Below are 25,785 nucleotides of genomic sequence, written 5' to 3'. Positions count from 1 at the left end.
ACGGAGACGTCGACAGATTCATGAGAAAAGCCGTTATTTACGTGGAAAAATTTCTGCCTGCCAGCCAGGCATTTGTTCTCAATCAGGCGGTGGCATTTCGTTCCTTCGAAGCTGAAATTCTTGCCGGTTCGCGAATTTCTTCCGCCCATACCAAAAAATCCACGGTTCCGGTTCATGACATCCGTCGGTCTCCCGTTGCGCGGGCCGGTGAACTGCTTCTGAAAATCCCCCAGATCGGCCTTCCCTTTCTCTTTCCCGCGATCGGCAATGCCGATGTTATCCACGCCCATTTCGGCAAGAACGGTTATGTCATCGGGCCCCTGGCGCGCGCCGCCGGCAAGCCGCTGGTCACGACATTCCACGGCTTCGACGCCACCTATGGCGGCGATCCAAAAAAGCCGGGCGGCTTCAACCAGGTGCGCTTCTTTGCCAAGGGACGCCGGGAGATGGCCGGCTGGAACAGCTGGAATATCGCCGTTTCCGATTTCATCCGCGACCGGCTGCTGGCGCTCGGCTTTCGCGCCGATCGGGTCTTTCGCCACCATATCGGCATCGATCTCGACCTCTTCAAAATGGAACCGCGTCCGCGAAAAAAAGGACTGGTGGTTTCCATTGCCCGTTTCGTCGACTATAAGGGCCACCGCTTCATGATCGACGCGCTGTCGCGCGTGGCGGCGACCGGCACCCCGGTCGAATTCGTCATGGTGGGTCAGGGACCGCTGAAAGAGGAAATCGAGGCGCTGGCGCGTCGTTCCTTGCCAAGCGTCACGATCCATGAAAATCTGTCGCAGACTGAGATAAGGGATCTGCTCGCCAGTGCGGAGCTTTATCTTCATGGCAGCGTGACCCTCGACAATGGTCACGCCGAAGCGTTCGGCCTCGCCAATCTAGAGGCGGAAGCCGTCGGAACTCCGGTCGTCGCATTTCGCTCGGGAGGCGTGGGCGAAGCGATCGAAGAGGGGAAAACTGGTTATCTCGTGGAGGAGCGGGATGTCGCAGGAATGGCCGAAGCCGTCGGAAGGCTGCTCAACGACCAGTCCCTGTGGACAGCCTTCAGCGCGCGGGCACCGCTTCTGGTGGCCGAGCGCTTCGACTTACGTCGTCAGACGGGAATGCTCGAGGACTATTACAGTTCCGTGCTAGACGAATTTTCCAGCCGGGGTCGGACTTGATGGTGCAGACAGGAAAGAAGCCGAAGTGGGGACTGAACGTATTTCGGCCGCTGCGGAACAGCATAGTGACGGCCAAGTGGCTCTATTATACGAAATTCTGGGGTATGGACATCGATCCGACGGCGAGCTTTTCCCTAAGCGTCCGGTTCGACAAGACCAATCCGAAAGGCCTTCATATCGGCGCGGAAACCTATGTCGCCTTTGAGGCGGCGATCCTGACCCATGACCTCACGCGCGGGCTCTACCTTCACACGCGAATCGGCAAACGCTGCTTCATCGGCGCCCGCAGCATCATTCTGCCCGGCGTTGAAATCGGCGACGAATGCGTCATCGGCTCCGGCTCGGTGGTGACCAGAAGCGTGCCGCCGCGCTCGCTCGTGGCGGGCAATCCGGCAAAGATCATCCGCAGCGACATCAAGATCATTTCGCGTTACGGACGCATGGCACGCGAAGACGAAGCGGTCTCGCAGATCGTCACGCACTTGCCGACTGGAGAAGCACGATGAAGATGTTTGCCTATCGCGGGAAACACGAGAATTTTGGCGACGAGCTCAACCATTGGCTCTGGGAGCGGCTGCTGCCCGACTTCTTCGATGATGACGAAGGTCAGCTCTTTCTCGGCATCGGTTCGATCCTCTACGACAATTTCGACCCGAACATGCAGAAGATCGTCTTCGGCTCAGGTTATGGCGGCTACACCAACCCGCCGAAAGTCGACGGCAACTGGACCTTCTATTTCGTGCGTGGAAAGAAGACCGCCGAAGTCCTCGGCATCGATCCGAGCTACGCCATCGGCGATTCGGGCATCCTGACGCGCAGCTGCTGGGATGCAAAAAGCATCGAGAAGCGCTACCCCGTCTCCTTCATGCCGCACTACGAAAGCGCCATGTACGGCAGCTGGGACAAGGTCTGCGATCTCGCCGGCATTCACTATATCGATCCGCGCTGGTCGGTGGAAAAGGTTCTGACCGAAATCAGCGCATCACATAAGGTCGTATCGGAAGCCATGCATGGCTGCATTATTTCGGATGCGCTGCGCGTTCCGTGGCGGGCGATCCGGCCGATCGCGCCGGGGAACAGAGCCAAGTGGTATGACTGGGCGAGTGCGCTCGATCTGGAGATCGATTTCGACCCGATCGGCCCGTCGAACCTCGTCGAGGTCGGAGCGTCGCTCGTGCGGAAAAATACCACCCTGTTGAAGAACATAACGTTCCGTCACCGCCGCATCCGCCAGTTGACTGGAAATTACGTGTTCGGTTCGACAGTCAAGACGTTGCAGCGGGTGGCGGAGAAGCCAGGCCAGCTCAGCACCGACGAGTCGATCGTCAGAGCGCATGAGAGAATGCTGGTCGAGCTGAACCGGCTGAAGCAAGATTTTTCCAAGAAAACGGCAAGCGCCCTTTAAGATCGCAACCGGTTTCGTGACGAGGCAATAAAGCATGATGCTTTTCGACTCCTTCAATACCCTCTGCGCCCGCAAGGGTGAGACGCACCTTGAATGTGCATGTGGTCCGCTCAAATGGTCGATGTGCTCGACCTCGGGAGCCGTTCGCCCATGAGCAGTGTGACCGACCGACTGATTCAAGGCAGCATGTGGCTGAGCCTGTCCCGCGCCATCGTCAACGGGCTTTCGGCACTCAGCACCTTTGTCCTCGCCTGGTATCTCGTACCGGCGGATTTTGGTCTCGTCGCCATTGCAACGACGATCCAGGTCATCTTGAGTTCGGTCACCGAGCTTTCGCTCAATCAGGCGCTCATCCGCCACGAGTCTCCGAGCGAAACGCACTTCAGCGCGGTTTGGACATTGAGCGTGACGAGAAGTGCCATATTGGCGCTGCTGTTTGCCGCCGCGTCCTATCCGATCGCCGAGTTTTACAATGAACCTCGTTTGACGAGCGTGATGCTTGCTCTGAGTTTCAGCCTGCTCCTGAGCGGTCTCGCCAATCCGCGCCGCGTCATGCTCCAGCGCGATCTGATCTTCTGGCAGGAATTCGTCCTGAACGTCTCGCAAAAGCTCGTCGGCTTCATCGTGACGGTGGCAATTGCCGCGATCTACCAGAGCTATTGGGCGCTCGTGATCGGCACGCTTGCCTATCAGGTGACCAATATCATCGTCTCCTACACCGTCTTGCCGTTCTGGCCGCGCATCACCTTCCGCCATGCCCGGGAACTGTTTTCCTTCTCGGTGTGGCTGACGGCCGGACAGATCGTCAATACGCTGAACTGGCGGATCGAGTATCTGCTGATCGGCAAGATGCTCGGCGCCACGCAGCTTGGTCATTATACCGTCGGCAATACGCTTTCGACGCTGCCGACGCGCGAGGCGACGGCGCCGTTGAACCAGACGATTTATCCGGGCTTTTCCAAGGTCCGCAACGATCCGGTCCGGCTTATCGCAGCCTATCAGCGCGCGCAGGCGCTTCTGGCTGCGGTGGCGCTTCCGGCAGGTATCGGCATGGCTGTTGTGGCTGATCCGATGATGCGGCTGGCCTTGGGAGAGAAGTGGGCTCCCGCCATCTTCATCGTCCAGGCACTCGCATCGGTCTTCGCCCTGCAGACGCTCGGTTCGCTCGTCCAGCCGCTCGGCATGGCGAAGGGCCATACCAAGATGCTGTTCATCCGCGACACGCAGATGCTGGTGGTTCGCATTCCCATCATCATCGCCGGCCTGATGATGGCCGGGCTTCCGGGCGTCGTTTATGCGCGTGTGTTCACGGGTCTGATTTCGACCGTGGTCAACATGCTTCTCGTCAAGCGGCTGATCAATCTGCCGTTCTTCCAGCAGCTCGCGGCGAATTTCCGCGCCCTTGCGAGCGTCGCCCTGATGGCCGCCGGCGTCTGGGGATTGTCGCATATCCTGAACACCCCCACCGACAAGCCGGCGCTGGCCCTGCACCTTGCCATCCTCGTCGTCACCGGCGGTATTCTCTATATCGGTTCCAGCTTTGTCCTTTGGCTCGCCATGAAGAAGCCGAATGGACCGGAAACCGAAGTTCAGCGTATCGTCGTCAAGTTCCTGTCAAAAGCCAAGCGTATTGCCGTTCCCAAGTCGGCTTAAAGCTAAAACGAACATTAAAAAGTGAGGCAGAATGACCAGCCTATCCAGATCTGAGCTGATCGCAAAACTCAATGGCATGATCCATGATTGCCTGAAGGACTATGTCTCGCGCGACGAGCCGCTCGCGATCCTAGACTTCCCCGACATCCGCAATTGCGGCGATTCGGCCATCTGGCTGGGTGAGATGGCCTATCTCAACGATCGTTTCGGCAAGCGCCCGGACTATGTTTCCAGGCTATACGACTTCTCCGCTGAAGAGCTGAAACGGCGCGTTCCCACAGGCCCGATCTTCATTCACGGTGGCGGCAACTTCGGCGACATCTGGGTTGCCCATCAGGATTTCCGTGAAGCGATCATGGAACGTTTCCCCGATCGGCAGATCATCCAGTTCCCGCAGTCGATCCACTACAGTTCGGCTGAGCGCATTGAGCAGTCCAAACGGGCAATCGGGCGCCACAAGAATTTCGTGCTGCTCGTGCGCGACGAAGAATCGAAGGAATTTTCCGAGAAACATTTCGACTGCACCGTGCGCCTATGCCCCGATATGGCTTTCGCCATCGGCGCGCTTCCGGAACGGGCGACGCAAATTCCCGTGCTCGCCATGCTGCGGGAGGATGCGGAGCGCGTTGGCGGCACCGATCGCAATATCCCTTCCGACATTCCTGTGGAAGACTGGATCACCGAGTCAAAACGGAAGGTGAATATCGCCAAGAAGCTTGGAGTAGCTTCGGCCTATCTCGCTTTGAAGCCAAGCGAAGTTGCCTTGCGCAGGCTGGACGCGGCTGCGCACAACCGCTTCGAACGCGGCATCAGCCAGATCTCGCGTGCCCGCGCAATCGTCACCGACCGCCTGCACGTCCATATCTGCTCGGTGCTGCTCGGCCGTCCGCATGCCGTGCTGGACAACAGCTACGGAAAGATCCGCCGCTTCATGAATGCATTCTCCGGCGGAACGGATCTTTCCTACAAGGCAACTTCGCTCGAAGACGGGATCGAGTGGGCGCGTCACCAGGCAGCCAATCGGCGTATCGATAACAAAGAAGCTGTGAGCTTGCGGGCTTAAGGGGGTTATTCGATGCCACTTGTCACCTTCATTATCCCGGTCCGACATCAGGACAATGCCCGCGACTGGAGCAAGCTGAAGGCAAACCTCAGCCAGACCGTCGCCTCCATTTCCAACCAGACCAATGGAGACTGGCGCGGGATCATCGTGGCCAACGAAGGCGCCGACCTGCCTGATCTGCCGGAGAAGTTTTCCGCCGTGCGCGTGACTTTTCCGCCGAACGACCTGCATGAACTCGGAAAGGGCAGCAAGGAAGACTTCCTTGACGCCTTCCGCGCTGACAAGGGCCGGCGTGTCCTGAGCGGCATGTTGACTGCCGCCGATAGCCGCTTTTTCATGATCGTCGACGACGATGATTTCGTCAGCTCCCGGATCGTGCAGCACGCATCCGAAAATCGGGATGCCAACGGCTGGACGATCGACCATGGTTATATCTGGGACGACGGCGGCAATTTCCTGTTCGGCCATGATGATTTCAGCCATCTCTGCGGCACGTCGCTGATCATTCGTGCCGATCTCTACGAACTCCCCGGCCGCTTCGAGGATGCTTCGCTCGACTGGATCAAGTCGATGCTGGGCAGCCATGTCCGCATTGCGAACATCCTGTCCCAACGTGGAGCGCCGCTGACGAAACTTCCCTTTCGCGGAGCGGTCTATCGGGTTGCCCACGGCGGATCGCACAGCCAGGCGCCGAGCCTGCTGCGGCAGTATTTCCTGAACCGCGGCGTGCTCACCAAACCGCGGCGCTGGTTGCGCAATCTTCGCAAGCTGAGGGTACTCGGTGAAAGTCACAGGCGCGAGTTTTTCGGCAAAATACGGTCGAACCCCGCGTAAGGCGCCGATCCCGTTCAAACATGGCACAGGCAGTCAAAATATGAGACTTTTCGCTTTCGACTTCACCAAGAGGGTTGGTCACTGATGTCGGATCTATTCGTCAGCGTGCTCTTTGCATCTTATAATGGCGCCAGCCGACGGGTGCGCCATATGTTGGATTCCTTGGTGCGCCAGGAACTTCCCCATGATCGATGGGAACTGATTGCTGTCGACAACAACAGCAATGACGACACGTTCGATCTTTTGAAGTCCTACAGCGACAAGCTTCCGATCACCATCCTGCAGCAGCGCACGCCGGGAAAGTCCGGTGCGTTGAACATGGGCTTGGATCGGGTAAAGGGAGATCTCGTTGTCCTGACCGACGACGACATTCGCGCCGAACCGAATTGGCTGACGGCAATCGTCGACTGCGCCGCTGCCCATCCCAGCTATGGCGTCTTCGGCGGCAGAATCGTCCCCGATTGGGAAAAGGAGCCGAAGGATCGCTTTATCGACTGGATTCCTATGGGATCGACATTTGCGATCGTTGACGAGACACAAAGCGGACCATGCGACCCGACAAAGGTTTGGGGCCCGAACACGATTGTTCGGCGTGAGTTGCTGGGGGCGAGCGTCCGCTATCGGGAAGACATCGGTCCTCTTCCGGGACCGATGTTCGCAATGGGCGAGGATGCTGAAATCATCATCCGCCTCGCAGCCAGCGGCGCCAAATCCTATCGATGCGCCGAAGCCGTGGTTCATCACTGGATTCCTGCATCGAGCGTCACCGAGGACTGGGTGCAGAAACGCGGCGAGCGTCTTGGCTATGGCATGCCGGCGCTGTTTCCCGACGAGGTGCCCGGAGGAGTGAGGTTAAGCGGCGTGCCGCTTCCGACCTGGATCGAAAGCGCGCAATGGGCATTCCGGGCAGGCACGCTTTATCTCCTGCCGCAATCCAAGAAGCGTTTCTGGGCTATCTGGAAATATTACTACATGCGGGGGTATCGCGCGGGAATTCGCCGATATGCGCCTCAGACGCTGGCGCGGTGATCGATGGCCTTAGCAATTCGAAATATTACAGCGTCCTTTGCGCGTCTGAAAAGACGCGCGGCGCTGTAGGAGGCGGTAATTTGAAGCTCTCGGTGCTCATCAATAATTTCAATTATGGTCGCTTTCTCGGCCCATGCATCGATAGCGTGCTGTCGCAGACCTACCCGGACTTCGAAGTGGTGGTGGTCGACGACGGATCGACGGATGATTCCCGCGAAATTCTTGCCTCCTACGGGGATCGGATTCTGCCTGTATTGAAGGAAAACGGTGGTCAGGCCTCGAGCTTCAATGCAGGTTTTGCGGCCGCAAGCGGCGATATCCTCTTTCTCCTTGACGCCGACGATACGTTTTTGGCCGGCAAACTCGCGCGGATCGCCGAGATCTACGATCGCAACGAGATCGACTGGTGTTTCGACCGAGTGACGACCGAGGAAAGCGACCAGCCGTCTGCAGAACTGCAAGTGACGCTGTTCGACAAGCGGGACACGCTTCGCAAGGGCGGCTTTCCCTCGCTTCCGGTTCCGACATCGGGCCTGAGCTTCCGCCGCAGCCTGCTCGCCCAGATATTGCCGATGACCGTCGCGGCAGACGTTGTCCTCAGCGACAATTATATCAAGTTTGCCGCAGCCTATCTCGGTCGTGGCGCCATCGTCGAAACACCGCTGACCTTCCAGCGCATTCATGCGTCGAACCGCTATACCGGCACAAGCCGGGCAAAGACGCTGCGCCCGCGGATCATGATCGCGACAGGCCTGGAACTGGCACGCCGATACGATGGGCTGCAGGCACTCGGCAAGAGCCTGGTGGCCGGCGGCATTGCCGAGACGACATCGCTGCTGAAGCTTAGGAGCGAAGCGCGCAACACGGTGACCGGCGGTCCGTTCGGCGATACTGCCGCAACCGAGGTGGCCCTGATGGCGGCGCGCAAGCGTTTGGCAAATATGCTGCGGAAAGGACAGGCATGAACCAGCAGGAAACCTTCCCGCACTCATCCGTCGGCACCGATCAGGCAGGTGCACCGTTGAAGATCGCCGTCGGGGTACTGACCTATCGGCGTCTGGACGGTATCGCCAAGCTGCTTGACGTCATGACGCGCCAGATCAGGCACCCGGCCCGCCCCTATCATCTCACCATGGTGATCGTGGACAATGATGCGGCCGGCAGCGCCAAGGCAACGGTGGAGGGCTTTGGCCAGACGGGCGCCTACGACCTGATCTACGTCGTCGAGCAAAACCAGGGCATCCCTTTTGCGCGCAACCGCGCGCTGGATTCGGCACCGCCCGGCACCGACCTCTTCTGCTTTCTCGACGATGACGAATGGCCGGTCAACGGCTGGCTGGACGCCATGCTGGAGACCCGTGAGAAAAACCGCGCCGATTGCGTCTACGGCCCCGTCCAGCCGGTCTATCCGGAAAACCCGCCGGAATATTTCATCAAGGCCAGAGTATTCGAGCGCAAGAAGAACATCGACGGCCAGCGCATCGGTTATGCGGCCTCGAACAACGTCATGTTCGACTATCCGCTGATCCGCTCATGGAATCTTCGTTTTGAGGAAAAGATGCGGTTCACCGGCGGCACGGACTATCTTTTCTTCAATCAGGCCATCCGCCGCGGCATGCAGATTTTCTGGGCTGACAAGGCCCTGGTCTATGACATCGTTCCCGCCAACCGGATGACCTGGAAATGGGTGTTGCAAAGACAGTACCGACTGGGCAATACCTTCGCCGTCAGCGAGGTTCTGCATGGCAACCTCAAGCGCCGGATCTATCGCGCCGCCTATGGCGCCACGAGGGTCGTGCTCGGGCTGGTCATGCTGCCGGCGATCCTGATTTCACCCTACTGGGGCATGCGCGCGCTCACCCATGTTCTGCGCGGCGCCGGCATGGTTAACGGGATCCTCGGACATGCCTATCAGGAATACAAGCCCAATGCCGCCCACTGATATTATTTGCAGAAGCGCTCTTGGAGACGTTCTGGCTCTTACTATGTTTCAGCCAAAAGCATCATGTCTAATAACATCGATGAACTTGATGGCTTCAACCAACCGGGCGAAGAATGGTACACTTCTGCTGAACCATCGTGACACAACCGCTGTTCGAACAGAACGGTTTTTCGCTCTTACCGTCGGTCAAACATAGGAGATGCCTGTCTATGACTGAGAAAAAATTGAAGGTCCTCGCTGCCTCGTCAGGCGGCGGTCATTGGGAACAGCTGATGGCCATGCGCGGCGCGTTCGAGGGCTGCGATATCGTCTTTGCTACGACCATTCCCGGGTTGCTTGCCAAATATGATATTCGCGACGGGCTGGTCCTTCCCGATTGCAGCCGCGACTCGATTACCATGTCGATCCGGTGCTTTTTCAGCGCCTTCGCCATCGTTATCAAGCAGAGGCCCGATGTCGTCATTTCCACAGGTGCCGCGCCCGGGCTGTTTTGTCTGCTTGCCGGCAAATTGACGGGCAAGCGGACGATCTGGATCGACAGCGTCGCCAATGTCGAGAAGCTGTCGCTGTCGGGGAAATTGGCCGGCCGTATCGCGACGCTGTGGCTGACGCAATGGCAACATTTGTCGCGGCCTGATGGCCCCCACTACGCAGGAGCTGTGCTTTGATCCTTGTCACCGTCGGAACGCAGCTGCCGTTCGATCGCCTCGTCAAGGCTGTCGACACTTTCGCAAAGGACCTGTCCAGACCGGTTCTGGCGCAGATCGGCAAGGGCACCTACACGCCACAGAATATGAAATGGATCAAGAATATCGAGCCGGCGGACTTCGACCGGGTCTTCTTCGATGCAAGCGTCATCGTCTCTCATGCGGGAATCGGCACGGTGCTGACCGCGAAACGTTTTGGAAAACCGATCATTCTCGTGCCCCGGCAGGCATCCCTCGGCGAGCACCGCAACGATCACCAGCTTGCCACGGTAGGCCAGCTCGCGGGCCGGCCAGGCATCTATGTCGCGCATAGCGACGATGATCTGAAGAACTATCTTCTCGACGATCTGGACAGCCCCTCTCACGAGGATCCGTCCGAGCTTGGACGGGCTTCGCTGGTCAACTACCTTAAAGGCTATCTCGCGACAGTCTGACCCGGCAACGCGTTAGCCGTTGTCCCGGAGCATTCGCCACCTTGCGGGCGGCGCTATCCGCAAGCAGAGATCTTTCATTCCCTGCAATTGCCGCCGGCAATATGTTTGACAAGTTCCGGCACGATGATTTCGGATGCAATGTCAGGCAGGGGATGGGCGCCATCAGGAATTGCCGCGGCCAGATCCCCCGGCGTCAGACGCTGCCAGTTCGGCCGGTGGTCGACAAACTCGAGACCGCGTTTCTCTGCTTCCGCCCGATGGGCCGAGATGTAGCTGCCGACAAAGGGACGGATCAGTCCACGCAGTCCCGAAAACGGATTCATCGCCATGACGATGATCCGCGTTTGCGGCAGGCGCTGCCGAAGCTGATCGAGGATGTCGCCGATATCCTTTCGGCTTTGCGCAAGCGACACGTACCGCTGCAATGCTGCGTCGTTAGCGTAAAGCTCAATCAGAACGATATCCGGCTGCTCGGCAACGACGCGATCAATCTGGGTCAGAGCCCAGAGCGACGTCTCCCCACTCTTTGCAACGCTCTCGATTTTCACCGGTCTCTTCAGGCAGGCTGCAAGCCTTGTCTCGAGAGCGGGCTGCCATCCTCCTCGGGCTGTCAACGATGTTCCGAAAGCGACTATTTTCAACGGCGGGGAATTTTCGGCATAACCGCTTTTCGGGGCCGAGAGCATCACCAGACACGCCAAAAGCAGAAGCCATCCATAAGTCGGTCGTCTCTCGATTGGCAGCGTTCGCCAAAGCCGCAAACTTGTCATGGAGGAATCATATCTCAGCGGAACCGGTAGGTCACGCGTCAGAAATCCGGCTGGAAGGGCAGCCATGCCCTTCTTCAACCAAGCTGCAGCAGCCTTGAGACAATGTCATGACGATGACCGCTCACGCCGCTTGTGACGCGGCACGGCCGCGCCATCATTCCTCACGAAATACGTGCTGCATCTGATCGGTCAGCGGCTTCGTCAGATAGGAGATAACGTTTCTGTCGGCGATCTTGATGAAGACTTCGGCCGGCATGCCGGGATAGAGCTTTATCGACTTCAGCTTGGCGATGCTTTCAGCCTCCGGCTTGACGCGAAGGGGATAATAGCTGATGCCCGTCCGCTCATCCTTGACGACATCGGGTGCAATCGAAGTGATCTCACCGCGCACGTCAGGCGTTGTGCGCTGATCAAAGGCGCTGAACCGAACATCGACGGACTGGCCGACGTGAAGCTGATCGATATCGCGCGTGGCGACTCTCGCCTGAACCGTGAGATCTTCATTTTCGGGAACGACGAGCATCAGGGTCTCACCCGGATTGACGACGCCATTGACCGTGTGAATGGAAAGCTCGTGAATGCGCCCGCTGAGCGGCGCGACAATGTCGAGACGGCGGAGCTGATCGAGCGCGGTTCCGCGGCGCTCTTCATTTTCGGCGATCTTCGCCTCGACGTCGGTCAGTTCCTTGGCGATCTCCGAACGGCGATCCTCGTCCAGCTGGAGCGACTGGCGATCGATCTCGATTGCCTTGCCTTCGGCCTCTGCCTTTGCAGCGATTTCCTGGCCGCTATTGCCTTGAAGGTCGGCGCGGGCGCGTTTGAGTGCATTCAAACGCTGCAGCGTGACCAGCCCCTTCTTGTAGAGCGTATCGACGCCTTCGAGCTCTTGTTCGATCAGGCTGAGTGAATCATTGGTAGCGTTGATCTGAACGACCAATCCCTTGATCTGCTCGGCCAGCTGATCCTTGCGCGACGCCAACTGGCTCTTCATTCCCACGAGCGCCGACCTGCGGCTGTCGAACAATTTCGTCTCGCCGTCGAGCAGATCCCGCGCCGCCGTGCTGGATGTCAGATCGCTGATGTTTTCCTCGACATCGAATGACTCGGCGTCGATCCGTTCGGCCTTCAGACGGGCACGACGCGCATAAAGCTGAGCGAGTGTGCTTTCGACGATCGAAAGCTGTGCTTTTGTCGTCGTGCCATCGAGCTGTATCAGGATCTGTCCGGCCGTCACATGGTCATTTTCGGAGACCAGCAGTTTCGATACGATACCGCCTGTCAGGTGCTGGACCTTCTTGACATCGCCGTTGACGACGACAACGCCTTCGCCGATGACGGCGCTCGACAGCTCAGTCGTTGCTGCCCAACCACCGATGCCGCAAACGAGAGCTATCGACAATACGCCGACAATGGCGACATGGCGATTGAGGGAGCGTTTGGATTCACTGATGACTTTTCTCACAATCTTCCTTCCGGCCTATTCAGCCGCATTCATGCCGTCGACCACGACCTTGAGCTGAGCCACGCGATCGGCAATCGGCGTACGCGCCGCCGGTTCCGGCCGGCTGACCCGTGCCAGAACTTCTTCCTTCGGACCGAATGCGATCATCCGGCCGTCCTGCATCATCAGCACGAAGTCGCAGACCGCCAGAACCCCGGACCGATGCGCGATGACGACGACGATGCCGCCGCGTGCCCGCACGCTCATGATCGCGGCGCTCAGCGCCCGCTCGCCTTCCTCATCGAGGTTGGAGTTCGGTTCGTCGAGCACGACGAGGAAGGGCTCGCCGTAAAGCGCTCTTGCAAGCGCGATACGCTGTCTCTGGCCGGCCGAAAGTGCCGCACCCCCTTCACCGATTTCGGTTTCGTAACCGTTCGGCAGACGAAGAATGAGATCGTGAACACGTGCCGCCCGCGCCGCAGCGACCACCGCCTCAGGCGACATCTCCTTGGCGAAACGGCAGATATTCTGCGCGACGGTTCCTGAGAACAGTTCCACGTCCTGCGGGAGATAACCGATATGCCGGCCAAGGGCATCGCCATCCCACTGGTCGAGTGCTGCGCCATCGAGGCGAATGGATCCCCTGACGGTCGGCCAGATGCCCATCATCGCCCGCGCCAGCGACGACTTGCCCGAAGCGCTGTAACCGATGACCCCGAGGGCGCTTCCTGCTCTCAGCCCGAAGCTGACATCGGAAATAACCAGGCGCTGGCCCGCCGGCGGCCCGCTTGCCAGCCCCTCGACCGTAACCTGCTTGGAAGGCGCCGCGAGCGCGAGCGGTGCCGGGATTTCTGGAATGGTTTTCAGCAGGTTCGCAAGCCGCGCCCAGCTTTGCTGGGCGGAAACGAATCCGCGCCAATTCCCGATCGCCGCTTCCACAGGCGCCAGAGCGCGAGACGTCAGAATAGAGCCCGCGATGATGATGCCTGAAGAGGCCTGGCCTTGAATGACCAGGATCGCACCGGTCGCAAGCGTTCCCGATTGCAGGGCAATACGGAAAATCTTCGACAGGGTCGCATATCCGTTGCCGACATCCGACGCCTGCCGGGTGATGAGCCGGTATTCTTCGTTCTTGCGGTCCCAGATCTCGGCCATGGTGCCCGCCATGCCCATTGCGTGAATGACCTCGGAGTTGCGGATCGAGGTCTGCGCAAAGGCATTGCGCATATTGGCGGCGTCGGATTGCTGTTTTGACAGCGTCCGCGTTCCCTGGTTGGTCAAGAACGTCAGGATGGCAAGAACCAGCGATCCACCGATCGCGATATATCCGATCGCCGGATGAAACAGGAAGCAGATCACGATGTAGAAGGGAAGCCACGGCAGATCGAACATCGCCGTCGGGCCCATGCCGGACAGGAAGGTTCTTATCTGGTCGAAGTCGCGCAACGGCTGAAGCCCGTCCCCGCCGATTTTGACTTTCAGCGGCGCCTTGATGAGCGCCCGGAACACGCGTCCGTTCACCATCTCGTCAAGCGCACCGGCAACGCGCACGAGCATCCTGCTCCGGAGAACCTCGAACGCGCCCTGAAACGCGTAAAGAGCCAATGCAAGTATCGCCAAGGCAGCCAGCGTCGGTATGCTTTTGCTCGGAATGACGCGATCATACACCTCAAGCATGAAGAATGAGCTGGTAAGATAGAGAATATTGATAAGCGCGCTTGCTATGCCGATAAAGACAAGTCCCCCCTTGCACTTCCGCAAGGCTTTGGACGGCTCACTGGCATCGGTCGCTGAACTCTGAAACACGAATTAAATCCCTCTCTACCGCATCGCATACAGACAAATAAGCCTGCGTATATCGCAGCTACAGGCCTATCAAGGCCAGACAATGACATAGCTACTTCGGACGTTCGGCACTGGTGCCGAAACCCGCTGACAAGTCCAAAGCTTATTACATGAACCCCACTGAAAAATGACCGAAAATCCCCATTTATAGCGAATGATTTCAGAGGCCCTAGCTTAACGCTACGCTAAATATATCGGCCTAAGCAAGGGAAAACCGCAAATCGCCCAATAACGGTTCAAAGAGATGAACAGGACGCGCCCATAGACGCGAGATTTACTGGGGGATTAACTATAAATTCAGTCTATAGTTTGTTCTGATTATGACCCGTGGACATATTTTGCCATCGCCATCTCGCGCTTTCGACAGCCTTGCAGCAAGCATCGGCATTGAAGCCGGGAAACGTCAACCGGGCGAACACGACCGATTGACGCTGTCTCAGCGTTGGTGGGCTTCAGACCAACAAGTGCGAGGCTTGGCTGGAATGAAATGCATCGACATTGATGTAAATACCCAGCGAGTCCGTGTCGATGTGCGAAGCACCGTCGGAAATTTTGTACTGGAAGGATTCGCTGACGTTCCCGTGAAGGCCGACGAGTTTCGCTGCGTCCACGGTGTAGGTGTAATCGCCATCACTCTCAATATGGATCACACCGTATTTGCCCGTTACCGTCAGCCCATGTTTATCCACGGCACTGTCGCCAAAGCGACGCAGCAGCACACTGCCATTGGCGGCACTGTCGTTTTCAAGAAGGTTTCCATGATATGCGCTGCCGGTGTCGGCCGAAATCTTCAAGTTGTCGTGGACAGCGACAATTTTTGGGGCGGCGACTGAGGGCGTGGTCGCGACCGGCGTTTCGGTCGCAGCCACTGGAGCGCTTACCTGGGGCTGCGCCGGTATTTCCGCGGGATGCTCGACGACCGGTGCAACAGGCGTCTGCTCGTGGCTCGTTGACGTATCACCATTCGTGCCGCCGGCGGCGCTGTCGAGTTCGGCCTGCGCTTGCTCGAATGTTTTGTTGTCGCCGACAAAGAACGTGTTTTGCGCAGCGATTGTGGCAGGCATCGTCAGCGTCGATACATCGCTGTCGATGATATTGTCATAGAAGGAGCCCGATGCTGGCCGGTCGACCTTAAGCGCCGAGGAGGACAGATCGTCAAAGACGTTGTCATGAACATCGATATTCTCGCGGATATAGACGGGATTGCCGGCGGCGCTGACCAGAACCCCATACACGCCGTCATGGATATAATTCCCGCTAATATCGTAGTTCTTCGCATCGCCCTGATCGCCAAGGCCGATGCCGTAGGACCAGCTGTAGCCGCCATATCCCGAGATGTTGTTGTCGTGAATGGCGATGTTGGTGCCCGCCTGCGCGCTCAACCCGAAGCCGCCGCCAACGAGCGTATTGCCCTCGACCAAAGCATCTTGAGCTCGGACCAGTACCAAGACACCTTTGGCGCTGTTGGTTTGCGTTTGCTCCAGATGATTGTCCTTGACGAGAATATTGCTGCTGTCGTTGAGCTGAATGGCGTCTGCGGCACTTCCCTGGCTGTTGGTGACGGTGTTGTTGATCAGGGTGACGCCCTTGACCTTTTCCATCCAGATCCCGTCGGAATGGACACCGGTCAGTGTGCTGTTTTCGATGGTGATGTTCTGGCTGCTTTGGAAGCTGACGGATCCGGGCTTTCCGGCAAGGCCGGTATTGCTCACCTCGACATTCCGTACGACCCAGTTCGACACGTTTCCTGCATATATCGCGTTCGCCCCAGTATCGGCGATCTTGATATTCTCGATCACGATATTCGAGGCCTTGGAACCATGGATGCCGTCATTGCTGCTGTGAATGACCGGGGCGTCGCCAAGACCGTAGCTGCCAATGGTGATCGGAGCCGCAACGCTGCCGGAGTATTTCAAATCGAATTGTTCATTGAACACGCTTCCGGCAGCAAGCAGCACACTGTCGCCAGGGTTCAGCCTCAGGGATTCGACGGCGGATAATGTCGCGAAAGCCGAATTCTCCGCGGTTCCACTGTTATGATCGGACCCTGTCGCTGAATTCACGTAATAGACGGTCATGCTTCGATCTCCCCAAGGTAATGGAAATCTTCTAAGCGTGGACCTCTCTCCGCCGGCTAAAATGAAACACTAAAATTCTTTCTATCTGCCGATATTCTTCATCGTCAGGCGAGTTTTCTTCGTCTCTGATGTATTTTCCATGGCGTTAAAGTTGCAACGCATGACAAGAATGTATTTTTACTAGAAAGCAGTTCGATGGCAGTCCTTTTTCCGTAACCGGCGGATTGCTGTGATCATGTTGCTACAACTAAGAAGTTTGTTCCTCAGCGTATCCAACAATAGAAATGACAGTGACGACCTTAATAGGATGTAAGAGAGGCTATCGAGATAACACGACAAAATCACCAAAAGAGATTGCTAGCCCAATGTGATTATTTGACAATTTCATCTGCACGGAAGTGACTTCCTGTATTCCTATTGATTGCTTCCGAATAAAACTTCTTACCTTGTGAAGAAATATGTTCAATCGTCCGATATGCCGCGTATTCACTTATTATTAATGCGCCAATCCGCCGGTGTTTCGTCCAATTACTCCGATTGTATGTGTGCCATTATTGCACATCGGCACTCTAATGTTAATATCATGTTAATCTCAGCCTTGACTCTCTGTATTAATATATCCTTAATCGCACCCGTCGCTAAGGTTAAAATTGGCCAGCGAAGATCAATTCAGGAGAGACAACAATGGCTATTCACGCAACCGACGATTCTGCCACATTTCTAGAAACCGACGTCATCTCGGGAAATCTGCTCAGCAACGATTCATCCGACAACGGCCACCTATTCCTTCGCGCATTCGACCAGCAGAGCGTTGGCGCCAAGCAAGGCAACAGCCAGGTTACTGAAATCCAGGGCGACTATGGCACCTTCTTCGTCAAACCGGACGGCAGCTACACCTATGTTCTGAGCGATGCTGCCAAGGTTAACTTCACCAATGGTGAATTGCTCCAGGAAAAGGTCTCATACAAGATCTCCGACGGCAGCGGTCATACCGATGTCGGCCTGTTCACCCTGAACATCCAGGGCGTCACCCAAGTCAAGCCGATCGCTGTCGACGACCACTACAGCTTCAACGAAGGCAGCCCGATCAGCGGTAATGCGCTCGACAACGACATTGCCGGCGACAATGGACATCTCTTCCTCCGTCAGTTCGCTGGCACGAATGTCAACGGCAATCCGAGCGCAACGACCGACGTCGCCGGGACCTATGGCACGTTCCATGTCAAGTCGGACGGTTCATTCACCTACGATCTGGCATCGGATATCGCTCCTGGCGATCACGTCACGGAAACCATCCAATATTATAAGATTTCCGACGGCCAAGGTCACACGGATGCCGGCGTTCTGACGCTCAATATCACGGGCACGGATTTTGTCTCGGGCGCCAGCGTCTAATCGTTCATCAGATAATCAATAGACGACGCCCGCCGCGCAAGCGGCGGGCGCTATTGCCCCTAAAACCCTGGTTGACGGGGGTTCTGACTCTGCAGCTGTTCTCCCTAATGCATGTCGCCCGGAAGTGTGCAGCGGTTCCGGGATAGCGACATGCATCAAAACAAAGAGCTAAAGCGCGTCGCATGAATCAAGTTTGATGCGACGCGCTTTAGAACCGCCGACGATTACTTGCTGCAGCGCTGCCGGAATCGCGCTGTCGCTCCATCCCCAAGCCCTGCCCAGGTTCGATCGAAGATTGGGCGGAGTTGTGGACTGATCTCTTTAATGGTGGCGTTGCCCCTGCAACGGTCGCCAAGTTTCAGCATCGTCACGAGATCGCTATCGAGCGCAGCCTTTGCCGTTGAAAGCGTCGCAGTCGTAAAATCATTCCAGAAGTAAAACCGCGTCAGAATCATCGACTCGTCGTGGGGCGCAAGAGCGACGGACCGCTTCATCATTTCCGCAACCGAAAGCGGATCTTCCGCAATGACGGATTGGACGGCGGCGAGACGAAGCCAAAAATTGCTGTTCGTCGGCATGCACGAAAGCGCATGTTGCATGTAGTGTCGGGCGCTCGATGCCGCGGCAGCCCAGGCATCGTAATTGACGTTGACGTTCTGCCGATCGAGTTGCGCCAGGACAAGTGTCACACCGGCGGCGACAATGTCCGACCGACAATAATGTCCATCGACAATGTCGATGGTCCGCGCCGCATATTTGGCTGCAACATCATCGGTGACGGTCTCGCCGTGCTCGAGCCTTTCAGCGACGATAGAGATACTGGCGGTTCTTATCGAAGCGTACAGCTCTCTGCCGGCCAGCACCGCAAAGACTGCGGTGACGACAAGGAAAACAATCCGTGTGACCGAAACGAACGGACCGCGAGGCATCAGCTTTCAGTGTAGTATCGCGAGTAACGCTTATAATAATACTCACTGGAGCCGAATGTCCGGTAAAGCTTCATCTGCGACGGATCGACCTTGGTCAATATAGCGCCGACGCATTTCGCATAGAGCTCCGGCTCGGAGAGCAGCGTCGACTGCACGACCTTGCGCGATGTCTTTCCCCACTCGATAACGAAAACCACTGCATCGAGCTTCGAGTTTATAGCGCGCGCATCGACGACGGGCGCCAAGGGCGGCAGGTCGACGATAATGTAATCGAAGCTTTGACGCGCAATTTCAAGAAGCTGGTCCATGCCGCGTGACGCGAGCAGCTCCGACGAATGCGGGACACGATACCTTGCAACCGTCGGCAGAAATGCAAGCTTTGTCTTGGGATCGAGAAGGATCAGATCCTTGAGCGGACGGCCATCGACGATCGCCTCGAGCAAGCCGGCCTCGGCATGACGACCGATTGCTCGGGTCGCACCGGGATTGCGCATATCGCCGTCGATCAGCAGGCAGCGGGCGCCTTGCATTGCCAGAAGCTTGGCAAAATTGATGGATGTCGTCGACTTCCCTTCGCCGGGCAAGCTCGACACCACGCCGATGACCTTGCAGCGCTGGTCGGCTGCACTGAGGTCGATCGCAATCTTGGCGCTTCGAAGCGTCTCGGCAAACGCCGAGAGCGGGTGCTCCTCGACATAGGTCGTGGTCTTGCTACCCCTGGCGATGCTTCGCGGGTTGCTGGGATCGACGAGTGTCGGATCATCGATGTTATCGTCAACCAGCGGCATGACGCCAAGAGATTCGACATCGAGCACTTCCTTGACGTCGTCACCGGTACGGAAGAACCGATCCCGGAATTCTCGGAAGGCACCTATGCCGCTTCCGACCGCACATCCGAGGAACATCGCAAAAGCGACGACAAGGGCTCTCTTCGGAGCACTCGGCTTCGTCGGTGTCTCTGCCATGGTGATGATGCGCGCAGCAGTAATCGGGAAGCTCTGCTGCTGGATGGCTTCCTGGTAGCGCGTCAGGAAACTCTGATAAAGATTCTTGTAGGTGTCGCGCGTGCGCTCGAGTTCGCGAACCTGCACCTGCGTTTCACCGGCCGTCGCGGCAACGCCAGTCGCCTTTGTGACACTGTCACGCAGAGAATTCTCCCGTGACTGCGCGACCTGCAGCTCGCTTTGGTAGCTCTCGGCGATGCGGTTCAACTCATCGAACATGAGTCTCTTATATTCTTCCATCTCCGCACGAAGCCGAACCGCCTGGACGTGATCAGGACCGAGCCGCGCCTCGATTTCCGTCTCGAGCTTGGAAGCCTCAAGATATTTTTTGCGCAGGTCGTTGGAAATGGAGCTGTCGAGCACGTCGGTGACGATCGCGTCGGTTTGCTTGGCGTCGATGATCGATTTGACGCGCGCATATTTTGCCTCGGCCTTCGCCGTCTCAGCCTGAGCATTGATCAACTGCGTGTTGATCTCGGAAAGCTGCTGCTCGCTGATCAGCGTACCGGATCCGGCCTCGACGAGCCCGTGCTCGCTGCGGAATTTCTGAACAGCAAGGTCGGTGTCCAGTGCCTGCTGCCGAAGCTCTTCGATACGCTCCTGCAGCCATTCGCCGGCCCGGCGTGTCGCCTCGTATTTCGAATTGAGTTTATCGACCAGATAGACGTCGGCAATGGCCGCGGCGATCTGACGCGCCATATCGGGTGACTGCGAGGTATAACTGACATCGAGAACGTAGGATTTGCCGACACGTTCGACATCGATATTGCCGGCCACAGTTTCCGCAGCGTACCGCCGTTGCATTTCCGGATCGGGCGCTACTGCCGCATCGTCCGCAAACCATGATTTGAAGCTGAACAGAGACTTCAGCGTTGCAACTGAAAACAGCGAATTCCGCTGCGCGTTGAACACCGGATCGTCGACCAGTTTCAACTTATCGACGACGGCATAGGCAATCGTGTCGGACTTCAACAGCTCGACCTGGCTAAGGACAGTTCCTTCGTCATCGTCCATCTGGCCGAAAGCCGCCAGCTGGTTGATGACCTGATTGTCGCTGCGGTCGATCAGCACGCTCGTGTCGGCGGTGTAGACAGGCACCGACGTCAGGACATACACAATCCCGAGAATGGCGAAGGCGAACGCGCACGCCGCAACCATCCGCCACTGTCGGCGGGCAATCGCGATGAGCTTGTCGAAATCGATGAAATCAGCTTCGTTTCCCGTATCGCGGGAGGGGTCGATACGCGGCGTAAGTTTATCTGGCGATAGCAATTTCGATCTCCAACAAATCAAGCGCTAAGATCTAAGGGCAATTCCAGCTATTGTATGACCGCGACGCTCGGGCTCGTCGATTGCGTCGTGTCGGAGGAGGATTGACCGCCTCCACTTGTGCTGACGATCGTCGTGGTCGTCGACGACGAGTCGTCGCTGGCATTCGACACCTTCAGCGTCCCCGCAGTCGTCGCGGCGCCGTCATAAGGCGTGCCATCGTCCGATCCAGGACCTGTCTGCCCAATCGATCCCGTGTTGCCGATACCGGATGCTGCTGCGGCAGCGCCACCCGGGCCGAGCGCTGCGGTCCCACCTTCTGCGAGGACCTTTGCAAAGGCTGCGAGCAGCGGCGCAAGGTTGGGATCGGCACTTGCCGCATCGGCAACGGCCTTTTCGATCGCCAGCTTGAACTGCTGATCCGACACCTGGCAGCTGTTTGCGGCCCGCCCAAGACCAGAGCCGATTGCCGCCATCTGCGCGGCAGTGGCCGCCTTGGCCTGTTCGATCACCGGCGACAGCGCGTCATTGCTGGTCCCGACCAGGGCGCGAACACGCGACGACAAAATCAATGGATCGGACATGTCGAGCAGAACGGCGGGGTTGGCCGTAAAACCGCTGACATCAACGGAAGTGAGATTTGCCGGGCCCAGGCAAGCAGCCGCAAAAGCGTTTGAATTCATGCCGGCAAACATCGCCACGGCAATTCCGCTATATGCAAGCTTACGATAAACACCAATTCTTGCCATAACATAGTCCTTCATCAAATCCGCTATATAGGCCGCCGACATCGATCACTCGCGATCGATGTCGGCTTGCCTATTTCAATCAATTTCCGAGATCCTGGACCGCGTTGCGAGTATCACGCGCGTCGTCGGTCACGCCGGAAACAGTGGACGATACCGAGTTTACGATGTCAAGGAACTTGACCAGTTCAACCGAGTCCGAATTGGAAATATAGATAATATCCTTGTCTTCCATCTTGAATTGCTGAACGGCAAACAAGGTCGCCGGATCGCGCAGATTCGCGCGGACGATCACCGGAACCGTCTCACCCGCAAATCTCGTCGTGTCGACGTTCATCGACTGAACCGTTTTCTTCGGGACCAAGCGATAGAGCAAGACCTGGGCCGGATCGGCGCGGTCATCGCGCAGACCGCCCGCCTTGGCGATTGCTTCTCCGAGAGTCAGGTCGGATTCTTCGAAATCGAAGCGGCCGCTGACGCCAGCGGCGCCGAGCGTGAGATAGGTGCGGCGCTCATGATCGATCGAGACCGTATCATTCGGCGCAACATAGATATTCTCCGCCGGATTCTTCAACAGCGTGTTGTAGGCGACGGTTGCCGTCTTGCCGCGACGCTGCAGCGTAACATTGGTTTCGATATTGTTGGTGGTCAAACCGCCGGCGGCGGAAATGACATCGAGAACACGCTCACCGGCCGGGCTGATCGTGATGCGCTGAGGATTGTTGACGTCACCGAGCACGGCCACCTGGCTGGAGCGGTTGGTTGTCGTCGTGATGACCACCTGCGGTTCGATCGCGCGGCTCGCGAGCCGATCCTCGACATCCTGCTCCACAGTCTCCTTCAGGCGACCGGCGGCCGGAACGCGACCGGCATAAGGGATAGTAATCGTCCCGTTTCTATCGATGGTCTGCTCTGGCAGGGAAATGTAATTGCCCGGTCGGCTGCCGGCATCGGACGGAATGAAGAGACCGCCGGACTGAGCTTCGAAGATGGCAACCTGGACGACGTCGCCATAACCAAGCGGAATTTCAGGCGCCCCGCCGCGACCACCGCCAAATCCCTTGAAGGACGTCGGCTGGGGAGAGGTAAAATAGGGCAGAACGTTCTTGCTGAGATCGATCAGGGCGTAGTCGATGCCGACGCGACGCTCCTTCGTTGTCACTTTCACTGCAGCATCTCGATCAACATCTTTGTGATCGGGACCGGATCTTGGCAACGATGTGCAGCTTGCCAATATAGTGGTTAGCGCTACAACAATGGCGACGCGTGTACTACCGATACGAGAACAACCCATAGAATAACCTGTGTTGACGCCCCTGAAGCTACTGCCCCGCAATCTGACAAAATACAAGACAAACCCCGATCAATAACACTGAAAGCCGATTAACATTCCCCTAACTGTGGCAGGCTGGCAACGCCAAGCCCCTGAGGAAGCGAATAACGACCCAGTTTAACTTTTCTGGCGCCGTAAAAACCCGAGGGCTAGACCCGCTATAAAATTTCTTGCGTTTCAGAGTCAACAGTTCGCACCTGCACAATCGCTATTTTTCAAAAACCTTCATAAACCATCTGTTTAAATTTTAGCGGCTGAGCGGCCGCTCATATGCCACATCCGCTTCTCCGTTGCTGCGCCCAAGGCTTATCGCGACGACCGCACTGAGGAAGGCGGAATAAAACACGGCAAAACCCGGTATTTGCAGCGAAAAATCGACGGCCGCATGAAGAGCGACCAAAACCGTTGCCGCCAGGCCAAGCAGCACAAAATGCCTGAGACGCCGCCTTTGGGCAAACCCCTGCCGGAACACCTTGGCAAGGACCGCGAAGGCAAGGATTGCCGTGACCGGGAACAAGATCCCGAGGCCCAGGAATCCTTCGAGATAGAAATTATGCGCTCGGTCGAAGATCCCGAAAATTCCGCAGGCAGAATCGCGGTAGGCCGGAAATACGGCCCGGAAGGTTCCAAGGCCGGTCCCGGTCAACCAATGATCCGAAATGGCACGCCATATGCCCGGCAGGATGCAGAACCGATCATCATCCTCGAGCCGACGCTCTTGCGCGCGCAAAATCGCCTGGCCTGCAAACACCGACAGCAGCGCGACGATGAAAACCATCGCTGAGAGAAGTTTCAGCATCGAACGCCATTGCGGCGCCGGTTTCAGAGAACGCCGCGAGCCGTTCCAATTCATGGCCAGCCACGGAAAATAAATGAGGGCGGCAATAAAGGTCGCGAATATGCCGGCGCGCGAGCGGCTCAGCATCAGTGCGGTGAAACATGCGCACAAGAGCAGCATGTAGATCCACGATTTCAACAGAAGCGTGTTTCGGCCCGGCTCGCCGGGCGGATGGTTTGAATAGGAACGAGCGATGTCTCTGACCAGGGTCAGCATCAGCAGCGTTCCAAGCCCGAGGAAGGTCGCCGCCGTATTGCGGTTGACGAAGACCGCGGTCAGGCTGTCGAGGTAGGCCTGTTTCTCCACGACGATCAGGATGTTTGGGAACAGTGAAAACTGGATCAGCCCGAACACAGCGATGATACCAGCTGAAAGCCCGAGGACGGTCAGCACTTTTCTTGCGCGCCGATCAGTATCGCATAAGAGAAGCCCCGTCAGGAAGGTGACGAAAGGCAGCGCCACCGCGAGGATCGACGCTAGCGTGTCGGCCGGAGCGACCGAGATTGCCGCGTACTCGACACCTGCCAGATCACGAGCAGCACGCCAGGCCGGGTTTGCCAGCCAGTTGGAAGGCAGCTCGATGGTCTGGATGAACGTCCAGCCCGTCACCACGACGAGCACCAACAAAGCGCTGCTGAAGACCCATCTACTCTGTCTCGGCTCTCCGAACAGCAGTGCCGAAATGGCGCCAAGGGCAAACATGCCGATCGCCGCAAAGGCGAAGGGAAAGGGCGTAACGCTCCCGAACGGAATGAGCGTCAGTATAACGAGGCCGATAAACGCAAGGAGAAGAGCCTCTCGCAAGACCTGCCGATTGATGAGGTTAGATAACATTCGATTTCTTCACCAGCGGGCAGCAATAACGGAATTGCAACCCAAGCGGTCAATATGCACGTACTAACATAAGTTGCATATCAATGGCTTGCGTGTTAAAGTGCAACAGAATTTCACATCGTTTAAAATTGTCGCGAAAGACTTAAGCCAATCGAGACAAGCCCCGGCTATGCTCCGTCAAGCAGCAGGAACGGGACAGACGTTCTGCGGCCAATACTTGGCAGATCACTAAATCGCCATGCCATTGACTGGGACAAAAGGCAAGCCTGATCTCAACCGGTTGCCCTGAACGGGGATTTAACAGATGAAGAAAACATTCGTTACACTTCTGGCACTGGCCTTTACAGCAGGAAATGCCTGCTCGGCATTTGCCGCCGGTCCCGCAGGTTTTGCCCGCGGCCTTAACGGCAATTCTGCGGTCAGTTATATCTCTGAAAAAGGCAAGATCATTCCGCCCTTCGCCCAGGTATTGTTCTGCGCCCAGAACCCGGCCGAATGCCGTGACAACAACGGTGTCTCCATCATCGCGCTCACCGATGAGCAGATGCTGCAGCTGAAAACCGTGAACGGCGCCGTCAATCGTACGATGATCGGCAGGAACGATTCCCGCAGCGAATTGAACGGCGACGTCTGGAAGGTGAATGTCCGCAGCGGCGACTGCGAAGATTTCGCCCTCACCAAGCGCAGCCGGCTGATTGCGATGGGCTGGTCGTCGCGCGCTTTGCGGATTGCGACCGCCTATACGCCCTCCGGTGAAGGACATGCCGTCCTGGTGGTCAGGACTGATAAGGGCGACCTCGTGCTCGACAACAGGCAAAGCAGCATCAAGAACTGGCGGGACACCGATCTGCGCTGGGACAAGATTCAATCGGGAACAGACCCCTATGTCTGGTACCGGCTGTAACAGTGGGCGCAGCAAAATAAACTGAACGCACCTCCTCGAGATCGAAGTCGAGCCGCTCTGATGGGCGGCTCGACTTGTCATATCGCCCACATAAACCTATGCTTTTTGCTATCGGCAGGGCCACCGACACAGAGCTGCGGCGCCCCGAGTTCGATTTCCG

The 25,785-nt window shown here is 57.3% G+C and carries 22 protein-coding genes; 13 read left to right on the top strand and 9 right to left on the bottom strand.

The features are described from left to right. Window positions 1-20 precede the first annotated feature (20 nt). The 11 genes from FHX14_RS21795 to FHX14_RS21745 all read left to right on the top strand — a co-directional run bounded on the left by FHX14_RS21795 (window position 21) and on the right by FHX14_RS21745 (window position 10,239). Window positions 21-1,172, top strand: coding sequence for a glycosyltransferase (locus FHX14_RS21795; RefSeq protein WP_003590733.1), 1,152 nt, complete (start codon window positions 21-23; stop codon window positions 1,170-1,172). After that, window positions 1,172-1,678, top strand: a complete 507-nt coding sequence (locus FHX14_RS21790; protein WP_003590730.1) for an acyltransferase — start codon at window positions 1,172-1,174, stop codon at window positions 1,676-1,678. Before FHX14_RS21795 ends, FHX14_RS21790 begins: the two co-directional genes overlap by 1 nt. Beyond that, the gene (gene pssM, locus FHX14_RS21785; protein WP_003590729.1) at window positions 1,675-2,577 is read left to right on the top strand and encodes an exopolysaccharide glucosyl ketal-pyruvate-transferase; all 903 of its coding nucleotides are present in this window, start codon (window positions 1,675-1,677) and stop codon (window positions 2,575-2,577) included. The genes FHX14_RS21790 and pssM overlap by 4 nt, the downstream gene beginning before the upstream one ends. A 150-nt stretch (window positions 2,578-2,727) precedes the next feature. After that, entirely contained in the window at window positions 2,728-4,230 is a 1,503-nt protein-coding gene (locus tag FHX14_RS21780) for a lipopolysaccharide biosynthesis protein (protein WP_003590726.1), read from the top strand. Window positions 4,231-4,261: 31 nt separating this feature from the next. Continuing rightward, a complete protein-coding gene (locus FHX14_RS21775; RefSeq protein ID WP_003590725.1) occupies window positions 4,262-5,293 on the top strand; it encodes a polysaccharide pyruvyl transferase family protein in 1,032 nt (343 codons plus the stop codon). Between the two features lie 12 nt (window positions 5,294-5,305). After that, window positions 5,306-6,127, top strand: coding sequence for a hypothetical protein (locus FHX14_RS21770; protein WP_003590723.1), 822 nt, complete (start codon window positions 5,306-5,308; stop codon window positions 6,125-6,127). Between the two features lie 84 nt (window positions 6,128-6,211). After that, on the top strand, window positions 6,212-7,156 hold the full coding sequence (locus FHX14_RS21765; protein WP_003590721.1) for a glycosyltransferase: 945 nt from the start codon (window positions 6,212-6,214) through the stop codon (window positions 7,154-7,156). A gap of 80 nt (window positions 7,157-7,236) precedes the next feature. Continuing rightward, window positions 7,237-8,121, top strand: coding sequence for a glycosyltransferase (locus FHX14_RS21760; RefSeq protein WP_003590719.1), 885 nt, complete (start codon window positions 7,237-7,239; stop codon window positions 8,119-8,121). Next, entirely contained in the window at window positions 8,118-9,098 is a 981-nt protein-coding gene (locus FHX14_RS21755) for a glycosyltransferase family 2 protein (protein ID WP_003590717.1), read from the top strand. Before FHX14_RS21760 ends, FHX14_RS21755 begins: the two co-directional genes overlap by 4 nt. Window positions 9,099-9,307: 209 nt before the next feature. Next, entirely contained in the window at window positions 9,308-9,766 is a 459-nt protein-coding gene (locus FHX14_RS21750) for a glucuronosyltransferase (protein WP_003565826.1), read from the top strand. Then, window positions 9,763-10,239 (top strand): glycosyltransferase, encoded by a 477-nt coding sequence (locus FHX14_RS21745; RefSeq protein ID WP_003590715.1) that lies wholly within the window; start codon window positions 9,763-9,765, stop codon window positions 10,237-10,239. Before FHX14_RS21750 ends, FHX14_RS21745 begins: the two co-directional genes overlap by 4 nt. A 74-nt stretch (window positions 10,240-10,313) precedes the next feature. On the opposite strand, the gene FHX14_RS21740 is transcribed toward FHX14_RS21745, so the two are convergent. The 4 genes from FHX14_RS21740 to FHX14_RS21725 form a co-directional block, all read right to left on the bottom strand. Next, window positions 10,314-11,009, bottom strand: a complete 696-nt coding sequence (locus tag FHX14_RS21740) for an SGNH/GDSL hydrolase family protein (RefSeq protein WP_003590713.1) — start codon at window positions 11,007-11,009, stop codon at window positions 10,314-10,316. Window positions 11,010-11,163: 154 nt separating this feature from the next. Beyond that, the gene (locus FHX14_RS21735; RefSeq protein WP_183695855.1) at window positions 11,164-12,471 is read right to left on the bottom strand and encodes an HlyD family type I secretion periplasmic adaptor subunit; all 1,308 of its coding nucleotides are present in this window, start codon (window positions 12,469-12,471) and stop codon (window positions 11,164-11,166) included. A 15-nt stretch (window positions 12,472-12,486) separates the two neighbouring features. Further along, window positions 12,487-14,256, bottom strand: coding sequence for a type I secretion system permease/ATPase (locus FHX14_RS21730; protein WP_003590709.1), 1,770 nt, complete (start codon window positions 14,254-14,256; stop codon window positions 12,487-12,489). A 491-nt stretch (window positions 14,257-14,747) separates the two neighbouring features. Then, window positions 14,748-16,373, bottom strand: coding sequence for a right-handed parallel beta-helix repeat-containing protein (locus FHX14_RS21725; protein WP_054182849.1), 1,626 nt, complete (start codon window positions 16,371-16,373; stop codon window positions 14,748-14,750). Window positions 16,374-17,057: 684 nt separating this feature from the next. Between FHX14_RS21725 and FHX14_RS21720 the strand changes: the two genes are divergently transcribed. Continuing rightward, a complete protein-coding gene (locus FHX14_RS21720; RefSeq protein WP_003590706.1) occupies window positions 17,058-17,768 on the top strand; it encodes an Ig-like domain-containing protein in 711 nt (236 codons plus the stop codon). A 224-nt stretch (window positions 17,769-17,992) separates the two neighbouring features. Here the strand turns inward: FHX14_RS21720 and FHX14_RS21715 are convergent, their stop codons facing one another. The 5 genes from FHX14_RS21715 to FHX14_RS21695 all read right to left on the bottom strand — a co-directional run bounded on the left by FHX14_RS21715 (window position 17,993) and on the right by FHX14_RS21695 (window position 24,721). Further along, the gene (locus tag FHX14_RS21715; protein ID WP_184378625.1) at window positions 17,993-18,697 is read right to left on the bottom strand and encodes a hypothetical protein; all 705 of its coding nucleotides are present in this window, start codon (window positions 18,695-18,697) and stop codon (window positions 17,993-17,995) included. Beyond that, window positions 18,697-20,973 carry a polysaccharide biosynthesis tyrosine autokinase gene (locus FHX14_RS21710; protein ID WP_003590699.1) on the bottom strand — a complete coding sequence of 759 codons (2,277 nt, stop codon included), beginning with the start codon at window positions 20,971-20,973 and terminating at the stop codon, window positions 18,697-18,699. Before FHX14_RS21710 ends, FHX14_RS21715 begins: the two co-directional genes overlap by 1 nt. Before the next feature lie 47 nt (window positions 20,974-21,020). Beyond that, complete coding sequence (locus FHX14_RS21705; protein ID WP_184378623.1) at window positions 21,021-21,719, bottom strand: sugar transporter; 699 nt, start codon at window positions 21,717-21,719, stop codon at window positions 21,021-21,023. A gap of 79 nt (window positions 21,720-21,798) precedes the next feature. Beyond that, complete coding sequence (locus FHX14_RS21700) at window positions 21,799-23,010, bottom strand: polysaccharide biosynthesis/export family protein (protein WP_003590696.1); 1,212 nt, start codon at window positions 23,008-23,010, stop codon at window positions 21,799-21,801. A 286-nt stretch (window positions 23,011-23,296) separates the two neighbouring features. Beyond that, entirely contained in the window at window positions 23,297-24,721 is a 1,425-nt protein-coding gene (locus FHX14_RS21695; RefSeq protein WP_183695864.1) for an O-antigen ligase family protein, read from the bottom strand. Window positions 24,722-25,025: 304 nt separating this feature from the next. Between FHX14_RS21695 and FHX14_RS21690 the strand changes: the two genes are divergently transcribed. Continuing rightward, on the top strand, window positions 25,026-25,625 hold the full coding sequence (locus FHX14_RS21690) for a transglutaminase-like cysteine peptidase (RefSeq protein ID WP_003590691.1): 600 nt from the start codon (window positions 25,026-25,028) through the stop codon (window positions 25,623-25,625). The last annotated feature ends 160 nt before the right edge of the window (window positions 25,626-25,785 follow it).

It is taken from the genome of Rhizobium sp. BK619, assembly GCF_014195245.1.
Taxonomy (GTDB): Bacteria; Pseudomonadota; Alphaproteobacteria; order Rhizobiales; family Rhizobiaceae; genus Rhizobium; species Rhizobium acidisoli.
The sequence above is the reverse complement of the archived record's forward strand: the minus strand, read 5'-3'. Positions and strand labels throughout refer to the sequence as shown.

Coding starts and splice junctions, on each gene's coding strand:
- FHX14_RS21690 (WP_003590691.1), top strand. CDS start 25,026: ATGAAGAAAACATTCGTTACACTTCTGGCACTGGCCTTTACAGCAGGA.
- FHX14_RS21750 (WP_003565826.1), top strand. CDS start 9,308: ATGACTGAGAAAAAATTGAAGGTCCTCGCTGCCTCGTCAGGCGGCGGT.
- FHX14_RS21725 (WP_054182849.1), bottom strand. CDS start 16,373: ATGACCGTCTATTACGTGAATTCAGCGACAGGGTCCGATCATAACAGT.
- FHX14_RS21740 (WP_003590713.1), bottom strand. CDS start 11,009: ATGACAAGTTTGCGGCTTTGGCGAACGCTGCCAATCGAGAGACGACCG.
- FHX14_RS21770 (WP_003590723.1), top strand. CDS start 5,306: ATGCCACTTGTCACCTTCATTATCCCGGTCCGACATCAGGACAATGCC.
- FHX14_RS21755 (WP_003590717.1), top strand. CDS start 8,118: ATGAACCAGCAGGAAACCTTCCCGCACTCATCCGTCGGCACCGATCAG.
- FHX14_RS21720 (WP_003590706.1), top strand. CDS start 17,058: ATGGCTATTCACGCAACCGACGATTCTGCCACATTTCTAGAAACCGAC.
- pssM (WP_003590729.1), top strand. CDS start 1,675: ATGAAGATGTTTGCCTATCGCGGGAAACACGAGAATTTTGGCGACGAG.
- FHX14_RS21765 (WP_003590721.1), top strand. CDS start 6,212: ATGTCGGATCTATTCGTCAGCGTGCTCTTTGCATCTTATAATGGCGCC.
- FHX14_RS21695 (WP_183695864.1), bottom strand. CDS start 24,721: ATGTTATCTAACCTCATCAATCGGCAGGTCTTGCGAGAGGCTCTTCTC.
- FHX14_RS21705 (WP_184378623.1), bottom strand. CDS start 21,719: ATGGCAAGAATTGGTGTTTATCGTAAGCTTGCATATAGCGGAATTGCC.
- FHX14_RS21715 (WP_184378625.1), bottom strand. CDS start 18,697: ATGCCTCGCGGTCCGTTCGTTTCGGTCACACGGATTGTTTTCCTTGTC.
- FHX14_RS21700 (WP_003590696.1), bottom strand. CDS start 23,010: ATGGGTTGTTCTCGTATCGGTAGTACACGCGTCGCCATTGTTGTAGCG.
- FHX14_RS21790 (WP_003590730.1), top strand. CDS start 1,172: ATGGTGCAGACAGGAAAGAAGCCGAAGTGGGGACTGAACGTATTTCGG.
- FHX14_RS21780 (WP_003590726.1), top strand. CDS start 2,728: ATGAGCAGTGTGACCGACCGACTGATTCAAGGCAGCATGTGGCTGAGC.
- FHX14_RS21795 (WP_003590733.1), top strand. CDS start 21: ATGAGAAAAGCCGTTATTTACGTGGAAAAATTTCTGCCTGCCAGCCAG.
- FHX14_RS21775 (WP_003590725.1), top strand. CDS start 4,262: ATGACCAGCCTATCCAGATCTGAGCTGATCGCAAAACTCAATGGCATG.